The sequence below is a fragment of the Nocardia sp. 348MFTsu5.1 genome (genome assembly GCF_000383535.1).
Classification (GTDB): domain Bacteria; phylum Actinomycetota; class Actinomycetes; order Mycobacteriales; family Mycobacteriaceae; genus Williamsia; species Williamsia faeni.
This window is the reverse complement of sequence record NZ_KB911510.1, coordinates 524850-543185: the sequence shown is the minus strand read 5'-3', so window position 1 is coordinate 543185 and position 18336 is coordinate 524850. Positions and strand designations below refer to the sequence as shown.

The window sequence follows — 18336 nt, the reverse complement described above, 5'->3', positions numbered from 1 at the left end:
CAGCGTGCCGAACCCACCGTCGAGCGTGCCCATCGAGCCGTCGAGCGTGCTCAAATGACCCTCGACCGTGCCAATCGAGCCGTTGAGCGTGCTCATATAAACCTCGACCGTGCCAACGCTGTGCGCAGGAACTCTACGAAGGCTCGCTCGACGGCAACGAAGGCCCGGTCGACGGTTACAAGGGCCCGCTCGACGGCAACGAAGGCCCGGTCGACGGTTACAAGGGCACACTCGGTGGTAACGAAGGCCCGCTCGACGGTGGGTTCGGCCCGGTCGACGGTTACAAGGGCCCGCTCGACGGTAACGAAGGCCCGCTCGACGGTGGGTTCGGCACGGTCAACGGACGGTGGATGACGCCAATGGCCCTTCACCGGCTTCGGCGAACAGGTCCGCGACGCGTGATGCGGTCGCCAGCGACTTCCTGGTCGTCGAGTAGATGCCGCCGGCGGCGATGATCACGCCGAGGCCGGCGGCAACCCACCACAGCGGCGCCATATCCGACGCCGACGAGGCGTCGGGGTGAGCGGCGATCACCGAACCCGCGATCACACCCGACAACGCCACACCGATGGCCACACCGATCTGCCTGCTGGTGGACGCGATTGCCGAGGCGGCGCCGGCCCGGTCCCTCGGCATCCCGCTGACCGCACCCGTAGTGATCGGCGCGTTGACCATGCCGAAGCCGATTCCGAACACTCCGAAGGTGATGAGCAGCTGCCAGATCGGCGTGACCTCGTCGACGGCGGTCATCAACGTCGACGCGACCGCCAGGAGTATCCCTCCGGAAACCAGAGACGGCCGGGTGCCAAAGCGACCGACCATGCGCCCGGACAACGGCGAGAAGAGCAGTGTTCCCAACGCCAGCGGCAAGAACATCAGTCCGGTCTCCACCGGGCTGTACCCACGGATGCTCTGCAGGTAGATCGACACCACGAAGAGGAATGCGCCGAATGCGGCGAATGCGCAGATTCCGGTGAGGGTGGCAGTCGAGAACGGAACACTGCGGAAGAAGCGGAGGTCGATGAACGGGTCGTGGCGGCGCAATTCGTACCGACAGAAGGACGCAAACGCCGCAGCCGTGACGGCGAAGATCCCGATCGTCCATGGATCGGTCCAGCCCAACTCGGGTCCTTCGATCAGGCCGTAGATCAGCCCGGCCATGAACACCACGGCAAGTGCCTGGCCGATCGGATCGAGGCTGCGCACATGTTGCGACTTCGACTCGGGCACAACCAGTGCGGTGGCCACCACCGCGACAACGCAGATGGGCAGGTTGATCCAGAACACCGCTTCCCAGCTGAACATGTTGATGGCGAGACCACCGACGATCGGCCCCAGTGCCATCGAGATGCCGACGACCGCACCCCACACACCCACCGCCCGGGCCCTCTCGACCCGCCCCGGAAATGTGTTGGTGATGATCGACATCGCGACCGGGTTGAGCATCGACCCACCCACGGCCTGCACGAACCGGGCCGCGATCAGTACCTCCACGGTCGGCGCCAGGCTGCAGAGCAGTGAACCGAACGCAAAGGTGGTCAGGCCGATCTGGAATACGCGTCGGCGCCCGAACTTGTCGGCCATGGTTCCCGAGAGGAGCAGCAGGCTGGCCAGGACCAGGGTGTAGATGTCGATGACCCATTGCAACTGTGCGGGAGTGGCATCGAGATCGGCGCGTATCGACGGGATCGCGACATTGACGATGGTCGAGTCCATCGAGACGATCAGCAGACTCAGGCAACAGGTCACCAGGATCGCAGTCTTGCGATGAGGGCTGAGCACCGGCGCCGAGGTCACCGGATAATTGTGGTGTGGCACTGCTATTGCCGCGTCATCGGGTCAGGTGTGCGGTATCTCGTTGGACGTGACCGCCGAGAGACCACCGGTGCCGGGTCGTCCGGGGATCCGAGATCGCCGGACCGGTTCATGACCACCAGCACCAAGTAGGTCAGCAACGCGGTGAGCGGCGCCACGACCAGCAGCGCCCAGGAGAAACCGATCCCTCCCCCGATGTCGAGGTACGCGTCCGACATTCGCAGACTCGGCGCCTGAGTGAAGTCCCCGTCCACCGGGACACCGTCGCGACCGGGGAAACGCAGGCGTGCCACCAGGTCACCGACCCAGACCGCGATGATTCCGGCAGCGATCGCACCGAACGCCAGCCCGGCAACCCCGGCCGGACCGCGTAATTTCGGCGGCATCCAGAACACCAACGCCAGGATCACTCCGGCGATCATCGCCACTGCGAAGTACACACCTATCGCCGTGAAGTCGGTGGTTGTGTCACCGGTGGCGACCGCTTTGTTCGGCGCGACCATGCGGCCGTCGATACCCGGTGTCAGCAAACCCCAGATCAGTCCCCACACCACACCGACCAGGACCACACCTGCCGACACAAAAACCAGGGACCGAACACGCCCGGTCAACGTTGGTACAACTCCACGGAGTCGACGGTACCGTGCCGCGAACAGCGGGCCGACCAGCCGTCAGGACGAACCTGAACGACCATGCGTCGACCACACTGTCCGCAATAACGGGGTGGTTCGAGCCCGAGTTGCGCGGCGCGGGGAATCGACTGCGGGTCTTCCACGTCCAACTTCACCCCGGTGTAGACGCCGTACACCAGCGGAGCTGCCAGTGGCGTCGGGATCGGGATGTCATTCATCAGCGGGCCGGCGATCAAATCGAGTCGTTGAGTGCCTTGATCGGCATCTGCAGCTCATTGAGCAGATCCAGATCGGTTTCGGCCGGACGTCCCAGCGTGGTCAGGTAGTTGCCCACGATGACCGCATTGATCCCGCCCAGAATGCCCTGCTTGGCACCCAGATCACCCAGGGTGATCTCGCGTCCACCGGCGAACCGGAGGATCGTGCGCGGCAACGCCAACCGGAACGCGGCAATCGACTTGAGCGCCTCGGACGCCGGCAGCACATCCAGGTCACCGAACGGTGTGCCCGGACGCGGGTTGAGGAAGTTCAACGGAACCTCGTCGGGATCGAGCGACGCCAGATCCGCGGCGAACTCGGCGCGCTGCTCGAGCGACTCACCCATTCCCAGGATGCCGCCGCAGCACACCTCCATCCCGGCCTCGCGGATCATCTTCAGGGTGCCCCAGCGCTCTTCCCAGCTGTGGGTGGTCACCACGTTCGGGAAATGCGACCGCGCGGTCTCCAGATTGTGGTTGTAGCGATGCACACCCATCGCCTTGAGCTCGTCGACCTGCTCCTGGGTCAACATGCCCAGGCTGCACGCGATCTGGATGTCGACCTCGGCGCGAATGGCCTCGATGCCGGCCGCGACCTGTGCCATCAGACGCTTGTCGGGTCCGCGGACCGCAGCCACGATGCAGAACTCGGTCGCACCGGACTTCGCGGTCTGCTTGGCCGCTTCGACCAGCGCCGGAATATCGATCCAGGCACTGCGCACCGGCGAGGCGAACAAACCTGACTGTGAACAGAAGTGGCAGTCCTCGGGGCAACCACCGGTCTTGAGGGAGATGATGCCTTCCACCTCGACCTCAGGACCACAATGCTTCATCCGCACCTCATGAGCGAGCTGAAGCAGGTCGGTCAACCGGTCGTCGGACAGCTGCAGAACCTGCAGCGTCTGCTCCTGGTTGAGCCCTTCCCCGCGTTCCAACACCTGCTCACGTGCGACGTCGAGTATGTCGGTGCGTACTGGCGCCTGGGTCACGTGGCATCCCTTTCGTCATGAACGTTGAGCCCTCAGTGTGCATCATCACGCATATCGGGCATGTGGCAGAGGGGTCACAGACCCGCCAGCCAATCCGGATCAAACCATCCGGATGCCTGCGAAGTAAAACTACTCCGGAGTAAGCTTCCGGCCCCTGCCGGGATCCGGCCGACCACGGGGACCCCGGTGAGCGCGGGCAGGTCGTCGAGGTTGCATCGCTCGGCCAGGCCCGGCTGCGACGGCCAGGAGCCGATGACGATGCCGGCGCATTCCAGTCCGGCGGCCTTGATCGCCGAGGTCGTGAGCTCGGTGTGATTGAGGGTGCCGAGCCCGGCCCCCGCGACAACCAGCAGCGGCGCACCGAGACCGGCCGCGACATCGAGCATGGTGACGTCGGCCGCCAGACGGACCAGCACCCCGCCGGCACCTTCCACCAGCGTCAGATCACAACCGTCGAGGGTCCGGACGCCGTCGAGCACTTTATGCAGGTCCACCGGCGCCGCTCCTTCACGCTCGGCCGCCCGGGCCGGTGCGAGCGGGTCGCGGAAGCGGTAGAGCTCGCTTGTCACGGTGACACCCGCGAGCCGGATCACCTCGTCGACGTCACCGCGCTCCCCCGGTCCGACGCCGGTCTGTGCCGGTTTGCACACGGCCACGGTCGCCCCGGCGGCCATCGCGGCGGCCGCGAGCGCGGCAGTCGCCACGGTCTTGCCGACCTCGGTGGAGGTCCCGGTGATCACGAGTCGCACAGATGGACCTCAGATCTCGGCGAGAACCGCGGTGACCACTTCAGCCACCTGTGCGATGTCGTCGTCGGTGAGGTCCGCGCGCACGGTCAGCCGCAGGCGCGATGTGCCCGGCGGTACCGACGGCGGACGGAAACATCCAACTAGCACGCCCCGGTCGCGGCAACGTTGTGCGGCCGCGAACGCCTGGGCCGGATCACCGATGATGATCGAGACGACCGCCGCCTCCGACCCGGTTCCGCCGCACAATGTCGCGAGCCGGTTGGCATTGGCGCGCACCCGGGTTGCCAGGTCTGGCTGCCCGCGCAGTATTCGCAGCGCAGCCTGCGCGGCACCGGCCGCGGCGGGCGCGAGGCCCGTGTCGAAGATGAAGGTGCGGGCCCGATCGATCAGGTGCTCCCGGACCATCGCCGACCCGAGGACCACGCCACCTTGCGAGCCAAGGGATTTCGAGAGAACGGCGGTGGTGACCAGGTCAGGGGCGCCGGACAGACCCACTTCGTTCAGAACGCCGCGACCACCGGCACCGCGAACACCGAACGCATGGGCCTCGTCGACCAACAGCACCGCACCGTTGGCGCGGGCCGCTGCGTACAGCTCGGCAACCGGGGCGATCGCGCCATCGATCGAGTACACCGAATCGGTGACCACCATCGCCCGCTGTTCGCTGCGCCCTTCCAGCTCACGGCGCACGGCGGCATGGTCACCGCGGTCGACGACGACGACCCGGGCCCGCGACAGGCGGCAGCCGTCGATCAGCGATGCGTGCGAACCGCCGTCAGAGACGATCAGGTCGCCGCGACCCATCAATGCCGATACGGCGGCGATGTTGCCGACGTAGCCGGAGGAGAACACCAGCGCGGATTCGTAGCCGAGGAACTCGGCAAGGTCGTCTTCGAGGGATTCGTGGAGCTGCGTCGTTCCGGTCACCAGGCGCGACGACGTCGATCCGGCACCCCACAGATCAAGAGCTTCGTGCGCCGCCGCGATGACGTCGGGATGGCGGGACAACCCCAGGTAGTCGTTGGACGCCAGATTGAGCAGCCGGTCATCGGTGGCGCGTGCCACCAATGTGCGATGCAGGCCCTCTGCCGCGCGAACTTCGGCGGCCTCGTGCAGCCAGTCGAGCGCGGTATCGGTGTCTGCACCTTCAGCGGTGCTCGGCGTCAACGGTTTCACTGTGAGAAGCCTCTCATAGACCAATAGGCGTGGCGCTACCCGCCACCGTGGCGTGAACGGCAGCGCTCACACCGCCGACAAGTATGTCGATGTCCGTTTCGGTACAGATATACGGAGGCATCGTGTAGACGAGGTCGCGGAACGGCCGCAACCAGACCCCGGCGTCCACAGCTGCATCCGTCGCGACGGCCATAGCGACGGGGTTGTCGAGCTGCACCACTCCGATGGCGCCGCGAACGCGTACCTCGCGCACCCCCGGAACAGCGGACAACGGCGCCAGGCCGGCCGTCAGGGCCTGCGAGATCTGTGTGACCCGCTCACGCCACGGCGACGCGAGCAACAATTCCGTGGAGGCGACCGCCACCGCCGCCGCCAACGGGTTTGCCATGAACGTCGGGCCGTGCGCCAGCACTCCGACGGCCGAACCGGAGATGGTGTCGGCAATCTCACGTGTGCACAATGTCGCCGCCATCGACAGGTAGCCACCAGTCAGTGCTTTTCCGACGCATATGATGTCCGGTGAGACGCCCACATGGTCTGCGGCGAACAGCTCTCCGGTGCGGCCGAATCCCGTGGCGATCTCGTCGAAGATGAGAAGGACGCCCTGCTCGTCGCAGATCCGGCGAAGCTCGGTCAGGTAGCCGGGATCGTGGAAACGCATGCCACCGGCGCCCTGGACAACGGGCTCCACGATGACCGCGGCGAGTTCACTCCGGTGTGCCCTTACCAGTTCTTCGAACTCCGCCACGTAATCGGATTCGAAGTCGACGGGCGGGACCGGTGCGAAGACCTGCCGGGTCAGGACGTCGGTCCAGAGCGAATGCATCCCGCCCTCGGGGTCGCAGACGCTCATCGGCGTGAACGTGTCGCCGTGGTAGCCACCGCGCCAGGTCAGCAGCCTGTTTCGGCCGGTCTCGCCGCGCGCTCGCCAATATTGGAGAGCCATTTTCACGGCCACCTCGACCGACACCGACCCCGAATCGGAGAAGAACACGGTCCGCAGCGGGTCCGGTGTGATCTCGACCAGCAGCTCGGCCAACCGCGCCGCGGGTTCGTGTGTCAACCCACCGAACATCACGTGCGCCATAGAGTCGAGCTGCGCACGCGCCGCGTCGTCGAGGACCGGATTTCGATAGCCGTGGATTGCCGCCCACCACGAACTCATCCCGTCGACAACCGTGGTCCCGTCGGCGAACGTCAACCGCACACCCTGCGCCGAGCGCACCACGCGCGGGGCCGGGGCGGGATGGGGCATCGTGCCGTACGGATGCCAGATCAGCTCGGAATCGAGCTTGGTGATGTCCGCTGCGGAAAGCACAGCTTGTCCGTTCGAGTGTTCGGGAAACGTGGGCACGGATCCACCCTAATGAGGGCGCGCGGCGGAACCGTCCCGGGGATTCCCAGCCGAGGCAGGTACATTACGTGGCTGGACTGCCCACCGACAGCTGCGATGAGACGATTGCGCAGCAGACCCTCCGAGCAAACGAGACACCAGAACATTGACTGCCACGCCCACGGTCGACAAGCGGAACGCGTCAGTTCCCGCCGACTCGGTGCCTACCTATCGCACCGACCTCGACGGACTCCGCGGACTCGCGATCGTCCTCGTGGCCTGCTTTCACATCTGGTTCGGCCGGGTTTCCGGTGGCGTCGATGTCTTCTTGACCCTGTCGGGCTACTTCTTCATCGGGTCACTGCTTCGGCACACGATCGTCAGTCAGGACGACCGCGCCACGCTGTGGACAACCGTCAACCCGGTCAAGCGGCTCACGCGTCTGGCCCGGCGGCTTCTGCCCGCCCTGGTGGCGATCCTGATCGTCATCAGCCTCGGGACCCTGCTGATCCTCCCGCAAACCCGGTGGCTCGCCACCGGACGCGAGGTCATCGCCAGCCTGTTCTACTACCAGAACTGGTTCCTGGCCTTCAATTCCCAGGACTACACCGCGGCGAGCTCGGCGAACAGTCCGTTGCAGCACCTGTGGTCGATGTCGGTGCAGGGTCAGTTCTTCGTGGTCACGATGCTCACCGCGCTCGCGTTCGCCGGAGCCATCAAACTTCTGGTGCAGGCCGGCTCCAAGAAAATGGCCAATCCGACGGTGATCCGCGTGCTCGTCGGTGGAGCGATCCTCGGCGTCGCCGCGGTGTCCTTCTATTGGGCGCACATGCGGATGGGCGTGAACCAGCAGTTCAACTACTACGACACCATCTCGCGCGCCTGGGAGCCGCTGGCCGGTGGCCTGCTGGCCGTGTGGATGCCGAAGTGGCGGGTCCCCAATGCGATTCGCAACCTGGTGTCCATCACCGCCCTCGTTATGATCGTCACCTGCGGTTGGTGGATCGTCGGTGTCGAGCAGTATCCCGGTCCGTGGGCCCTGGTGCCGGTGCTCTCCACGGTGGCGATCATCTGGGCCGGTGGGACCGCACACCAAGTCGGGGCGACCGTGGAGCGCCCCGCCGTCAACAACGCCCTCGCCACCCGCCGGATGGTCTGGCTCGGGTCGATCTCCTACGCCCTGTACCTGTGGCACTGGCCGCTGCTCATCTTCTACCTGACCTGGCGCGACAAGAACCACGCATCCGTCGTCGAGGGCTCCGTCCTGATCGCGGTCTCGATCGCGCTGGCATGGCTCACCAAGCGATACATCGAGGAACCGCTGCGCGCGCCGCGTTCGGTGTCCATCCACAAGGACAACCCACCCCACAAAGGCACCCCGACCCGGCATCACCAGGCGACCCATGCCGCAGCCGTCAACCCGTGGCGGGTCCGTCTCCTCGGTTACTCGACGGTGGTCGGCAGCATCCTGCTGGTCGCCGCCATCGTGATGACGGTCGGGTTCAAGGCGTGGGAGTACCACGCCACCCATATGAAGGTCGACACGACAAATCTCGATCCTCGTGTCTACCCCGGCGCCCATGCACTCCTCGACGGCGTCCCGGTACCCCACGTGGACCCGCAGCCCTCACCGCTGGCCGTGGGAAATGACCTACCCGTAACCTCGTTCAACGGACACATCAGCGACTTCGAAGACGGCGACGTCCACATCGGCGAGTACGGTGATCTGTTCGCCACCAAGACAATTGCGCTGGCCGGCGGTTCCCACGCCGAGATGTGGATCACCGCGCTGGACATCCTCGGCAAGCAGAACCACTTCAAGGTGAGGACCTATCTGAAGATGGGCTGTCCCCTCACCGCCGAGGCCGAACCCAAGCAAGACGGAGTCCCCTACCCGCAATGCCGCGAGTGGGTCGACAAGGTGATGCCGATGATCATCGCCGACAGGCCCGACGCGGTGTTCACCAACTCGACCCGGCCCCGCGACAACAGCCCGGGTGACTGGGTCCCCGACGACTACCTCCCGATCTTCGCCCAGTTCGCGCAGGCCGGGATCCCTGTCCTCGGGATGCGCGACAGCCCCTGGCCACACAACGGTGGCGGTGCCATCAACACCCCGGACTGTCTGTCGAAGAGTTCCAACAAGGACTGCAGCACCACGCGCGCGTCGGCACTGTCACCCACCGACCCGACGCTCGACATCGTGCAGAAATACCCGAACGTGCATCCGATCGATCTCTCCGACGGGATGTGCGACCCGACAACGTGCCCTGCCGTGGTCGGAAACATCATCGTCTACAAGGACTGGCACCACCTCAGCGCCACCTACATCCGCAGTCTCATCCCGGAACTCCAGCGTCAGATGCAGGCCGCACTGCCCTGGACGTAACCAGCAGATTGCGACTGGTGTGACGGGCTCTGCTCCGAATGCCACCCGGCCCGCGTCCCAGTAGGGTCGAGGACATGAACAATCGAGTGCAGATGACGACGCCTGACGGTGGTGCGCTCACGGATGACAGCCACCCCGCGGTGCCCACCGACGCGAGTACACCGCAATCGGAAAAAACGCCATCGGACACCACACCGCAGGCGGGCGGCAGCGCTGCCACCCATGAAGAGGTCGAAGAACTGATGATCTGGCCGGGCACGGCCTACCCGCTCGGTGCCACGTTCGACGGCACCGGAACCAACTTCTCACTGTTCTCTGAAGTCGCCACCAAGGTCGAGCTCTGCCTGATCAGCAAGGACGGCTCCGAAACACGCATCGAACTCGAAGAGGTCGACGGCTACGTCTGGCACGCCTACCTGCCCACGATCTCCCCCGGGCAGCGGTACGGCTACCGCATCCACGGACCCTACGATCCCCGCCAGGGTCTGCGGTGTGACCCGTCGAAACTGCTGGTCGACCCCTACGGCAAGTCGTTTCACGGAGAGTTCGACGGCGACGCCTCGCTGTACTCGTATCCGATAACCCTCGACGCGCCCGATCCGGTGGAGGACGCACCTTCGGTCGAGGTAACGGAGGCAAACGAAACTGCCTCGACATCAGACGAATCCGTCACCGAGCCAGCGGACGATGACGACGTCCCGGTCGCCGGTACCGTGGCCGAATTGTTGACCGACGATGAAGCCGATGTCGAGGTGGGGGCCACCGAGGACGACGAGACCGAAGCCGACACCGGTACCGATGAGGCCATCCTCACCTCTGAACAGGAACAGGAACCCGAGCCCGAAGCCGAGCCCGTGGACCCACTGTTCGGTGATCCACCACGCCTGGATTCGCTGGGGCACACCATGACCTCGGTCGTGATCAACCCCTTTTTCGACTGGCAGCACGACCGCGCACCCAACCGCCCGTACTACGAGACGGTGATCTACGAAGCCCACGTCAAGGGCATGACCGCCACCCACCCCGAGGTCCCGGAACAGCTCCGCGGAACCTATGCGGGTCTCGCGCATCCGGCGATCATCGACCACCTGACCAAGCTGGGCGTGACGGCCATCGAACTGATGCCGGTACACCAGTTCCTGCAAGACCAGACCCTGCTCGATCAGGGACTTCGAAACTACTGGGGTTACAACAGCTTCGGATTCCTTGCGCCCCATGCCGACTATGCATCCAACAAGCGCGCCGGGGCTGCCGTGCCCGAGTTCAAGGCCATGGTCCGGGCATTTCACGACGCGGGCATCGAGGTCATCCTCGATGTGGTCTACAACCACACCGCAGAAGGTAATCACAAGGGCCCGACCATCGCGTTCCGCGGTATCGACAACGCCGCGTACTACCGCCTGCTCGACGGCGAACCGTGGCACTACATGGATTACACCGGCACCGGCAACAGCCTCAACGTCCGGCATCCGCACACCCTGCAGCTGATCATGGATTCCTTGCGGTACTGGGTCCTCGAAATGCATGTCGACGGATTCCGCTTCGACCTCGCCTCCACCCTGGCCCGGGAGCTGCATGACGTCGACCGACTGTCTGCGTTTTTCGATCTCGTGCAACAGGATCCGGTGGTCAGCCAGGTCAAACTCATCGCCGAACCGTGGGATGTCGGCGAAGGCGGTTATCAGGTGGGCAACTTCCCCGGCCTGTGGACCGAATGGAACGGCCAGTACCGCGACACCGTGCGCGACTACTGGCGCGGCGAGCCGGCCACCCTGGGCGAGTTCGCATCCCGGCTCACCGGGTCGTCCGACCTCTACGAGGCCACCGGCCGCCGCCCCAGCGCCAGCATCAACTTCGTCACCGCACACGACGGGTTCACGTTGCGGGACCTGGTGTCGTACAACGACAAACACAACGAGGCCAACGGCGAGGACAACCGCGACGGCGAGAGTCACAACCGGTCGTGGAACTGTGGAGTCGAAGGTCCGACCGACGATCCCGTCATCGAGACCCTGCGCGGGCGCCAGCAGCGCAATGTCCTGGCCACCCTGATGTTCAGCCAGGGCACACCGATGATCGCCCACGGCGACGAGATCGGCAGGACGCAACACGGCAACAACAACGTCTACTGCCAGGACAGTCCGATTGCGTGGATGGATTGGTCTCTGGCAGAACAGAATTCCGAACTCCTCGAGTTCACCAGCCGGGTCATCAACCTTCGCAAGGCGCATCCGGTGTTCCGTCGGCGGCGTTTCTTCGCGGGCCGGCCGGTTCGGTCCGGCGACGAACCCCGGGACATCGCATGGCTCACCCCGTCGGGCGAGGAGATGACCGGCGAAGACTGGGACAGCGGTTTCGGTAAGTCACTGGCGGTGTTCTTGAACGGATCTGCCATCGGCGAGAAGGACATTCGCGGACGCGTCGTCCAGGACAACGACTTCCTGCTGTGCTTCAACGCGCACTACGAGCCGATCGCTTTCCAGTTGCCGACCACCTTCTATGCCGAGGAATGGGCCGGTGAGCTCGACACCGCGCACCCCCTCGGTGACAGTGCTGTCCTCGCCAAGGCCGGAACCCCGGTCCTGGTCACCGGAAGGTCGCTGCTGATCTTGCGCAAGGTGAACTGATCCCGCCAATCCATCGCACCGGAGGTCGACGATGATCCTGCCGCTCAGCGCCACCTACCGACTCCAGTTGAACAGCGGTTTCACGTTCGCCGACGCGATCGACAACCTCGATCACTATGCCGCACTGGGTGTCAGCCACCTGTACCTCTCGCCGATACAGACTGCCCAGGAGGGCTCCGAGCACGGGTACGACTGGGTGCCGCCACCGGCGGTGTCCCCCACGCTCGGGGGCATCGACGGACTCCGGGAGTTGCGGGCCGCTGCTGCCGATCGTGGGATCGGGGTGATCATCGACATCGTGCCCAATCACACCGGTGTCGAAGACCCTCGCCAGAACTCCTGGTGGTGGGATGTACTGCGGCTGGGCGCGGCATCGGACCACGCGAGCTACTTCGACATCGACTGGTCGCCGGAGAACGGCGCCGATGGCAAAATCGCTCTGCCGGTACTGGGTTCGTCCGACGACCTCGATGCCCTGGAGATCGACACGTCCGGCGAGCACCCCGAACTCGCGTTCTACGAGCACCGGTTTCCCCTCGCGCCCGGTACGTACACCCCGGGGTCGGCTGCAGCGGCGGTACACGACCAGCAGTCATATCGTTTGGTGCCCTGGAACATCGGTGTCATCGGGTATCGCCGATTCTTCTCGGTGAACGGGCTCGCCGGACTGCGGCAGGAGGATCCGGTGGTCTATTCGGCCACGCACAGCCTGGTCCGGCAGCTGGTCGCCGAAGACCTCATCGACGGGGTCCGGGTGGATCATCCCGACGGTCTGGCCGACCCGCAAGGCTATCTGCGCAACCTTCGCGATGACATCGGCCCGGATCGCATCCTGCTGGTCGAGAAGATCCTCTCCAAAGGTGAGCCACTAGATCCCTCACTGCCGGTGGACGGCACCACCGGATACGAGATGGCACGCGTCATCGGAGCTGTTCTCGTCGACCCGAACGGCGAAGAGCCACTGGGTGATCTCCATCAGCGATACGCCGGTGACCGGGGCGATCATCGGTGGCTCGAGGCCACCGAGCGCCACCTGAAGTTGTCGATTTTGTCCGACACCTTTCCCGCCGAACGGTCACGCCTGCGGCGCACACTGCTGGCGTCCGCGACCGACGGAACGGCACCGCCGGATGCAGACCTCGACTCCGCGATCGGTGCGGTCATCGCCTCCCTCGGCGTGTATCGCAGCGACTATCCGATTCTCGCCGGAACGTTGGAGTCGGTGCTGGCCACGGAGAAGCAGCGCCTGCCCGCGCTGAGTTCAGCCTTCGACCTCATCGCCGATGCGATCGACACCGACACCGAGGCCCGCGCCCGGCTGGCGCAGGTCTGCGGCGCCGTGACCGCGAAAAGTGTTGAAGACTGCCTCTTCTACCGAACTGCCCGGTTGGTGAGTCTGCAGGAGGTCGGCGGCGACCCGGGCACGTTCACCGACTCGATCGACGAGTTCCACCGCATCAATGTCGAACGAGCGCGCGCGTGGCCCCGAGCCATGACCACGCTGTCCACCCACGACACCAAACGCAGCGAGGATGTCCGCGCCCGCATCGGTGTCCTGTCCCAGATCCCCACGCGCTGGACCGAACTCGTCGATCGATCACAGACCCGCAACCCCGCGCCCGACGGTGTCACCGGATTGTTATTGCGGCAGAACCTGTTTGGTGTCTGGCCGGCCGACGGTGTGATCACGGACGCCCTGCGGAGCCGGGTCCACGACTACGCCACAAAGGCGATCCGCGAAGGCGCCGTCGGTACCACATGGACCGAGGTCGACACCGGCTTCGAGTCGGCAGTGCATGCCTGGATCGACAACACATTCGACGGACCCTGCTCCAAAGACATGACCGATTTGCTGAATGAGGTGCAGTCCCATGTCGAGTCCGACGCGCTTGTGCAGAAGGCGCTCGGCATGCTTGCGCCAGGTATCCCGGACGTCTATCAGGGCACCGAATGGTTCGATGATTCACTCGTCGATCCCGACAATCGCCGCCAGATCGACTACACCCGGTCCGTCGATCACCCCAAGGTTGCAATCGTGCGGACTGCGGCTCACCTGCGCCGCCGGCGTCGTGAGGTGTTCGTCGCCGGCGACTATCACCCGCTGACCGCCACCGGGCCGGCCTCCGAACACGTCATCGCATTCGGACGCGGCGAACCCGGTGCCGACATCTCGGTCATCGTGACCGGTTGCCGCTGGACCGCGCGTCTGGCGCAGGACCGGTGGGAACAGACCACGCTGGAACTTCCACCCGGCACCTGGCGAGACCTGCTGACCGGAAGCGATCTGACCGGTACCGTGGCGATGGCACAATTCGGTACTGCGGTAGCGATTCTCGAACGCACGAGGGAGTAACTGATGGTGCTGGTCGCGGGTATAGATTCCTCGACGCAGTCCACCAAGGTTGTCGTCTGTGATGCCGAGGACGGCCGGATCATCCGGTCGGGTAGCGCGAAACATCCGCCGGGCACGGAGGTCCATCCGGATAGATGGTGGGATGCCCTCCAGGAGGCCATCGCTGCCGTCGGCGGCATCGACGACGTTGCCGGGGTATCGGTGGGTGCCCAGCAGCACGGCATGATCTGTCTCGACGACTCCGGGTCGGTGATCCGGGATGCGTTGTTGTGGAACGACACCCGATCCGCCGCTGCAGCCACCGACTTGATCGACGACCTCGGCGGCCCCCAGGCCTGGGTCGACGCAGTCGGAGTAGTTCCCGTCGCCGCGATCACCGGCACCAAATTGCGCTGGCTCGCCGATCAGGAACCCCACAATGCCGACCGCACCGCCGCGGTCTGTCTGCCGCACGATTGGCTCAGCTGGCGGCTCGCCGGCCGGCAGGGTCTCGACACGCTGTGGACCGACCGTAGCGACGCCAGCGGGACAGGATATTTCAGCGCTGCCGGCGAGAGCTACCGTCCCGATCTCCTGGAGTTGGCGATGCGAGGTCGCCTGCCGCGACTACCCCGGATCGTTGCACCCGCAGGCACGGCCGGCCGCACCCGGGCCGGGGCCGGGCTGGGCGCCGGAGCCGGTGACAATGCCGCGGCCGCACTGGCTTTGGGCGCCGCCGAGGGTGACTGCATCGTCTCGCTGGGAACGTCGGGTGTGGTGAGTGCCATCAGTACGAGCGCACCCGCCGATCCAGGCGGGCTTGTCGCCGGATTTGCCGACGCCACCGGCAATCATCTGCCCCTGGTCTGCACCCTCAACGGGGCTCCGGTGTTGGCCACCGTGGCCACGATGCTCGGACTCGATCTGGCGACACTGTCCGACCTTGCGCTCTCGGCCCCGGTGGGCGCCGACGGTCTCAGCCTGATTCCCTATTTCGAAGGCGAGCGGTCGCCCAACCTGCCCCGTACCCGCGGCGCACTGCACGGCATGTCGGGCCGAAACATGAACAACGCCAATGTGGCTCGCGCCGCCATCGAGGGTCTCCTGTGTTCTCTACACTATTGCGTGGAGCGGATCTCCGATCAGGGCATCACGATCAAACGCATCATTCTGGTCGGCGGCGGTGCCCGGTCGGCTGCGATCCGCCAGATCGCCCCGATCATCTTCGGCCACCCCGTGGTGGTGCCCGAAGTCGGCGAATACGTTGCGCTCGGTGCCGCACGACAGGCCGCCTGGACCCTGACTCCACGCACAGGTCCTCCGACATGGTCGGCGGCAGCCGAAGACATCTACGAGGCCGATCCCGAACCGGTGGTCTACGAGCAGTATCTGCACGCCGCCGAACTCACCATCGATCGCTGAGCCCGCCGAGCCGATCAGGCGGGAGAGAGGAGTTCGGTCAACAATTCTCGGGCGCCCTTGGTGCGCAAGGTTTCCAGCGCCCACAGGTAAGGCCCGATGAAGCCCTGCTGCTGCGCCAGATCACCGAACAGCGCGGTGTTGCCGACAAACGCCAACGGATCCTCTCGACTCTGCCGCGCCAGGCGAGTCAACGAATCAGCAAGTGGGTCAACCACATCGATCGGATCCCCGTGCTCGTCGACACCCTCGGCGTAGCGGGTCCAGGTCGCGACCACCGCCGCCGCACAGTCGATCTTTCCGCCCGCGGCCAGCCGACTGCGGACCACCGGCAGCAACCATTTCGGGATGCGATCGGAGGAATCCTGACACAGTCTCGCAATGGTGTCGGCGATGGCCGGATTGGAGAACCGTTCGATCAGGGTGTCGATGTACTGATCCACATCGACCCCGGGGACCGGCTGAAGGGTGGGGCGGGCCTCCGAACTCATGTAGTCACGAAGGAGTTTGCGCACCAAAGGATCCTGCGCAGCGTCGTGGACGTACCGGTAGTCCATGAGATAGCCGAAGTAGCACAGGGTCTGATGTCCGGCGTTGAGCAGCCTCAGCTTCATCAGCTCATACGGCCCGACGTCACCGACCACCTGGACCCCGACGGATTCCAGCTGCGGACGGCCGTCGGAGAACGAATCCTCCAGTACCCACTGGGTATAGGGTTCGGCGACAACGGGCCACCTGTCGTCGATACCGGTGCGCTCGGCAACCTCATCGATCAGCTCCGGTGTGGTCGCCGGCGTGATCCGGTCGACCATCGAGTTCGGAAAGCAGGTGTTCTGGGCGATCCAGTCGGCCAGCGCGGAATCCTTGTGCCGCGCAAAGGTCGTGAACGTGTCGCGGGCGATGTGCCCGTTGGCCTCGATGTTGTCGCAGGACATCACCGTGAACGACGGAAGGCCCTTGTCGCGTCGCCGCGCCAGCGCTGCCGTGACGAGACCAAACGTCGTTTTCGGCACGGCGTCGGGCTCGAGGTCTGCTGCCACCGCAGGATTCGACAGATCAAACTCACCGGTGGTCGCGGAGAAGTTGTAGCCGCCCTCGGTGATGGTCAGCGAGACGATCTTGGTCTCGGGCGACGCCAACTTGGCGATCACGGTCTCCGGATCGTCCGGCGCATAAAGGTATTCGGCAATCGATCCGATGACCGAGGTCTCGGCGACCCCGTCCGGATGTTTGAGCGTCAACGTGTACAGCCCGTCCTGGGGTACCAGTGCGTCGCGCATCCGAGCGTCACTCGGCAACACCCCGACACCACAAATCGCCCATGTGCGCGACTGTGGATCCTGTTCGAAGAGCCTGTCGAGGTACATGGCCTGGTGGGCACGGTGGAATCCGCCAACCCCGAAATGGACTATTCCGCAGGATAATTCCGACCGGGCATAACCCGGTGTCGGGACGTCGACGATCTCGGACAGATGTCGGTTGTCGAGCCTCATGACCGGCCGGCTCCTTGCCTCGGTGCCACCGGTACCCCGGCGGGATAGATGATGGCCTTGATACTTCCGGGTGTCCGGTCGGCCTCGAGTGCGGCGGCCACCTCGTCGAGCCCGAAACGGGCCGTGACCAGGGCGTCGAGATCCACCTTGCCCGATGTCACGAGCCCGCGCGCGGCCGGCCAGGTGTTCGCGTACCGGAACACTCCGGTTAGGATCAACTCCCGATTCTGAATTCGGGCCACCGGCATCGCCATCGATGCATGGGCACCCATGCCCACCAGGACCACCCGGCCACCTGGTCGCACCTGATGAATACCCGCCACGATGGCCGATTCGGCGCCGGACGCATCGATGAACGCATCCACCTCGAGATCTGCTTCGAGATCGTCGGGACCGATCGCACTGGTCGCACCGAACCGCAGCGCTGTGGCACACCTGTCGGGATTGACATCGGTCACGATCACCTCGGTGACGCCGGCGGCCGCAGCGACCTGGGCACAGAGCAGGCCGACGGGTCCGGCGCCGGCGATCAGCACTCGATCACCCACCCCGACAGCAGCCTTACGCATGGTGGCGATCGCCACCGACAGGGGTTCGAACAACGCCGCCGCCTCATCACTCACTGCTTCCGGGATCGCGTGCGCGAAGGCGGAACCGATCGTGACGTATTCGGTGAGCGCACCGTCGACCGGTGGGGTGGCATAGAACCGCATGTGCGGACAGAGGTTGTATTCGCCGCGGCGGCTCGGCTCACTGTCGGGGTCGGGCTGTTGCGGCTCGATCGAGACCCGCTCTCCGACCCGGGCAGGCGGGACGCCGGCGCCGACGGCCACGATCCGGCCCGACGCTTCATGCCCGAGCACCAGTGGCGCGTCGACCACGTAGTCCCCGATGCGGCCGTGCCGGAAGTAGTGCGCGTCCGAGCCGCACACTCCGACCGCGCTGACCTGCACCAGCACCTCGCCGACGCGAGGACTGGGTACCTCTCGTCGTTCCACCTTCAGCACGCCGGGCGCCACCAGAACACTGGCCGCCATCGTGGTGGGCAGCATGTCACATTCCTCCATAAATGTTGCGTAGGTCACATTTGGGATGTTAGCTTACTGAGCATATGAACATCCAGTG

At 65.2% G+C, this 18336-nt stretch carries 13 protein-coding genes; 4 read left to right on the top strand and 9 right to left on the bottom strand.

The features are described 5' to 3' along the window. Positions 1-336: 336 nt before the first annotated feature. The 7 genes from H290_RS0105830 to H290_RS0105800 form a co-directional block, all read right to left on the bottom strand. The gene (locus H290_RS0105830) at positions 337-1797 is read right to left on the bottom strand and encodes an MFS transporter (protein ID WP_036518256.1); all 1461 of its coding nucleotides are present in this window, start codon (positions 1795-1797) and stop codon (positions 337-339) included. A 23-nt stretch (positions 1798-1820) separates the two neighbouring features. Then, complete coding sequence (locus H290_RS0105825) at positions 1821-2426, bottom strand: DUF2567 domain-containing protein (protein ID WP_196809502.1); 606 nt, start codon at positions 2424-2426, stop codon at positions 1821-1823. Beyond that, entirely contained in the window at positions 2423-2665 is a 243-nt protein-coding gene (locus tag H290_RS0105820) for a hypothetical protein (RefSeq protein WP_020105835.1), read from the bottom strand. The genes H290_RS0105825 and H290_RS0105820 overlap by 4 nt, the downstream gene beginning before the upstream one ends. A gap of 14 nt (positions 2666-2679) precedes the next feature. Further along, entirely contained in the window at positions 2680-3693 is a 1014-nt protein-coding gene (bioB, locus tag H290_RS0105815) for a biotin synthase BioB (RefSeq protein WP_020105834.1), read from the bottom strand. A 74-nt stretch (positions 3694-3767) separates the two neighbouring features. Continuing rightward, positions 3768-4433, bottom strand: a complete 666-nt coding sequence (gene bioD / locus H290_RS0105810) for a dethiobiotin synthase (protein ID WP_020105833.1) — start codon at positions 4431-4433, stop codon at positions 3768-3770. Positions 4434-4451: 18 nt separating this feature from the next. After that, a complete protein-coding gene (locus H290_RS0105805; protein WP_020105832.1) occupies positions 4452-5618 on the bottom strand; it encodes an 8-amino-7-oxononanoate synthase in 1167 nt (388 codons plus the stop codon). Between the two features lie 13 nt (positions 5619-5631). Continuing rightward, positions 5632-6873: an adenosylmethionine--8-amino-7-oxononanoate transaminase gene (locus H290_RS0105800; protein ID WP_231373517.1), complete on the bottom strand. Its 1242-nt coding sequence runs from the start codon at positions 6871-6873 to the stop codon at positions 5632-5634. Positions 6874-7117: 244 nt separating this feature from the next. Between H290_RS0105800 and H290_RS0105795 the strand changes: the two genes are divergently transcribed. The 4 genes from H290_RS0105795 (at position 7118) to xylB (ending at position 15721) form a co-directional block, all read left to right on the top strand. Next, on the top strand, positions 7118-9340 hold the full coding sequence (locus tag H290_RS0105795; protein ID WP_020105830.1) for an acyltransferase: 2223 nt from the start codon (positions 7118-7120) through the stop codon (positions 9338-9340). 74 nt (positions 9341-9414) lie between these two features. After that, positions 9415-11967 (top strand): glycogen debranching protein GlgX, encoded by a 2553-nt coding sequence (gene glgX / locus H290_RS0105790; protein ID WP_020105829.1) that lies wholly within the window; start codon positions 9415-9417, stop codon positions 11965-11967. A 31-nt stretch (positions 11968-11998) separates the two neighbouring features. Then, complete coding sequence (gene treY, locus H290_RS0105785; RefSeq protein WP_020105828.1) at positions 11999-14320, top strand: malto-oligosyltrehalose synthase; 2322 nt, start codon at positions 11999-12001, stop codon at positions 14318-14320. Positions 14321-14323: 3 nt separating this feature from the next. Beyond that, on the top strand, positions 14324-15721 hold the full coding sequence (xylB, locus tag H290_RS0105780) for a xylulokinase (RefSeq protein WP_020105827.1): 1398 nt from the start codon (positions 14324-14326) through the stop codon (positions 15719-15721). 14 nt (positions 15722-15735) lie between these two features. On the opposite strand, the gene H290_RS0105775 is transcribed toward xylB, so the two are convergent. Together H290_RS0105775 and H290_RS27895 are read right to left on the bottom strand one after the other, a co-directional pair. Further along, positions 15736-17211 carry a mannitol dehydrogenase family protein gene (locus H290_RS0105775; protein WP_020105826.1) on the bottom strand — a complete coding sequence of 492 codons (1476 nt, stop codon included), beginning with the start codon at positions 17209-17211 and terminating at the stop codon, positions 15736-15738. After that, positions 17208-18248 carry an NAD(P)-dependent alcohol dehydrogenase gene (locus H290_RS27895; protein ID WP_051121906.1) on the bottom strand — a complete coding sequence of 347 codons (1041 nt, stop codon included), beginning with the start codon at positions 18246-18248 and terminating at the stop codon, positions 17208-17210. The genes H290_RS0105775 and H290_RS27895 overlap by 4 nt, the downstream gene beginning before the upstream one ends. Between the last annotated feature and the right edge of the window lie 88 nt (positions 18249-18336).